Origin of the sequence: Pseudonocardia nigra (assembly GCF_019396355.1) — a bacterium.
Classification (GTDB): domain Bacteria; phylum Actinomycetota; class Actinomycetes; order Mycobacteriales; family Pseudonocardiaceae; genus Pseudonocardia; species Pseudonocardia nigra.
The window spans coordinates 1-2,617 of the sequence record NZ_JAHKRK010000394.1; the positions used below are offsets into that span (position 1 = coordinate 1).

Sequence of the window (2,617 nt, forward strand, 5' to 3'; positions counted from 1 at the left end):
ACCCTCTACGCCGTACTCCGCGAACTCCAGACCCTGCTCGGCATCTGGACCGGCGCCTGCCGCACCTGCCTGCAACCCGTCCCGACGCGACGACCCCACTCACCTAACTCGACCTAACAAAGCCCTATTAGTGCGACGGCGCTCACACTCGGCGTGCCTGCCGCCGCATTCGCACAACCTGCTGCCCCCGCCCCGGCGGGTGCGACCAGCGTCGAGCTCGACGCTGGTAGCGAGGCCCAGCTCGAGGCGGAGATCGAGGCCAAGCTCGAGGCCAAGCTCGACGCTCGCATCGAGGCTCAGATCAGGGCCGCGGTCAAGGCCGACGTCGACGTCGACGTCGGCCTTCAGGTCGCGGCCGACGGTACGGTGAGCGACGCGCAGGTCCAGGTCAATGTCGACGCCGACGTCACGCCCGACGTCGAGGCCGACGTCGAGGCCGACGTCGAGGCCGACCTCGAGGCCGACCTCGAGGCCCGGATCCAGGCGCAGATTGAGGCCATGGTCGACGCCCAGGTCAGGGCCGCGGTGCAGGCCCAGGCCAAGGCCAACGCCGAGGTCGACACCGAGACCACAGTTGACGTGGAACTGTCCTGAGACTTCGCTCAAGCTAGGTCTCACCTGGGGCTGCCAGGGCTACCTGGCAGCCCCAGCTGCCCTCGGCGACCGAGCAATACGCATCCCTTGAAAGGGCGGGCTCGGTGACTATGGACCCGTTCTGTCCGTTTTCTGGTCGCTCCTGGGCGGTGTGCGGGTGCGTCACCGGAGCGGTGCCCAGGCGGAGCGCCCGCAGCGTAGCGAGGACGAACGGCCAGGGTAGTCACACACGGGGTGAGCGGCACCAGCAGCACACCCAGACCGGACGTGCCGTCTGATCGAGGATGTCCCGAGTCTCGTAGAACTTCGGTGACGGCCCCGTGATCGTCAGGCGGCGGTCACGGTGTCATTGTGGCGGTCGGTGCCGACATTCTCGGCGGCGACATGCCGTTCGAGCGCGGCGTGCAGCGCCTTCAGGTGCAGGTGGCCGTTGACCCGGCGGAACTGCTTGCCGGCCTCGACCATGCCGGCGGCGCACCAGCGCAGCGCCATGGTGCCGTCGCGCCAGCGCTTGACGTTCGCGCTGTGATCCCGACAGATGCTGATCATGCTCTCGATGGCGTCCGTGGAGCGCAGGGTGCGGGCCAGCGTCGGGGGCACGCCGAGGCGCAGCACCGTCAGGGTCTCGTCGAGGCCCCCTCGCGCAGGCTGGCCGCGGCGCCGGGGTGGGTGCGGTCGAGCTCGCCGGCCAGGCTCTCCAGCTGCGCCTGGGCGGCGAGCGCGGATTCGGCGTGGTAGGCCCGCCGCATCCGGGCGGTGACCACGGTGCGCAGCTTCTCGGGCAGCCGGTCCCGCACGTTTCGGATCTTGTGGAGTTAATGCCGACGTCGGCATAAACGGATACGAATCCAGCGGTCCGGAATCTGCGGGGCAGCCCAGACAGGGACATGAGGACTGAGCAGGAGATGGAGGTGTTCAGGCCGTCAGTCAGCTGCGGAACGCGGGCGACGGCGACGTGATCGACCGAGACGGTGTGCTCGTTGTCGGTCAGCGCGTAGGTCGGCACCCCGGCCATCCGGCGCAACGTCCGGGTCGAGCGTGTGCTCTTCGACGGCGTGCTCGGTGCGGTCCAACCGGCGGTGTGCCCCGACTCGTCCTAGCCTGGCCCCGGCCTCAAGCTGACCAGCGCTGATGCGGACCAGTTCCCGGTGGCGTGCGACGTAGGAGGTCGTGGCCGTGGCACCGTCAGTAGGAGTTGCATGCGAAGCGAACAGGGACGCGCTGAGCCGGAGTACCTCAAGGCGGGCTACGTCTCCGAGCAGCTCGCGTCGAAGGGCGAGGAGCACCTGCATCAGAGGCTGGGGCCTGCCCTGGTCTCTGCGCTGCTGGCCGGTGCGTTCGTCACGTTCGGGGCGCTGCTGTCGGTGCTGCTGTCGGCCGGGATGCAGACCGAGGGCGTCAGGTTGCTGATCCAGGGGCTGGCGTTCGCGGTCGGCTACTACTTCGTGGCGCTGTCCGGGGTCGCCCTGTTCACCGAGGCCAACGTCTCGTTGCCCGATGTGCTGCTGCAGTGCCACAAGCGCCCAGCCCACCTGACCCGCTTCTGGTCACTGACGTTCCTGTTCAACTTCGGCGGGGCGTTTCTCGTCGGCTGGATGGTCCATCTGGCCCAGAACTATTCGCCGGATGTCCAGGCGGTGCTGCGGGAGATCGTCGAGACGAAGATGGCCTACCAGGAGCGCGGCGGGGTCGGCGCCTGGTTCGCCGTGGTGCTGTCCGCGATGCTCGCGAACTGGATGGTCGGGCTCGCGTTCTTCTTCGCGACGATGGCTCAGCTTGATCTTTAACCTGTCCGCTTCTTCGCCTTGCTCGCGGCGGTGTCCGTTCTGCCGGTTTTCCCGACGGGGTGCTGGGGTGCGCGGCACTTGTTCTTCGAGCCGGGTGGGCGCCCGGGACCCGGGTCGGGAGGGTTTCGGTGCGCTGGCCGGGGTCGAGCTCTTCGCGCGGAGGTTCCGAAACCCGCGGCGAACCCGGGCCGGCGTCAGCCGGCCGGGCGGGGCGGGCTTCTCCCAGGGGGCGGCGG

2 protein-coding genes and 1 pseudogene are annotated in these 2,617 nt (G+C 68.9%); 2 read left to right on the top strand and 1 reads right to left on the bottom strand.

All coding sequences use genetic code 11. The features are described from left to right. Positions 1–153 precede the first annotated feature (153 nt). Complete coding sequence (locus tag KME75_RS44525) at positions 154–594, top strand: MspA family porin (protein ID WP_219420349.1); 441 nt, start codon at positions 154–156, stop codon at positions 592–594. 327 nt (positions 595–921) lie between these two features. Here the strand turns inward: KME75_RS44525 and KME75_RS40815 are convergent. Then, positions 922–1,409 (bottom strand): annotated as a pseudogene (locus KME75_RS40815) (transposase); the annotation flags it as partial. 384 nt (positions 1,410–1,793) lie between these two features. On the opposite strand from KME75_RS40815, the gene KME75_RS40820 reads away from it, so the two are divergent. Further along, positions 1,794–2,381: a formate/nitrite transporter family protein gene (locus KME75_RS40820; protein WP_219420350.1), complete on the top strand. Its 588-nt coding sequence runs from the start codon at positions 1,794–1,796 to the stop codon at positions 2,379–2,381. The last annotated feature ends 236 nt before the right edge of the window (positions 2,382–2,617 follow it).

Bases quoted from the DNA above. Each gene is read 5' to 3' on its own strand.
- KME75_RS40820 (WP_219420350.1), top strand. From the start codon at position 1,794: ATGCGAAGCGAACAGGGACGCGCTGAGCCGGAGTACCTCAAGGCGGGC.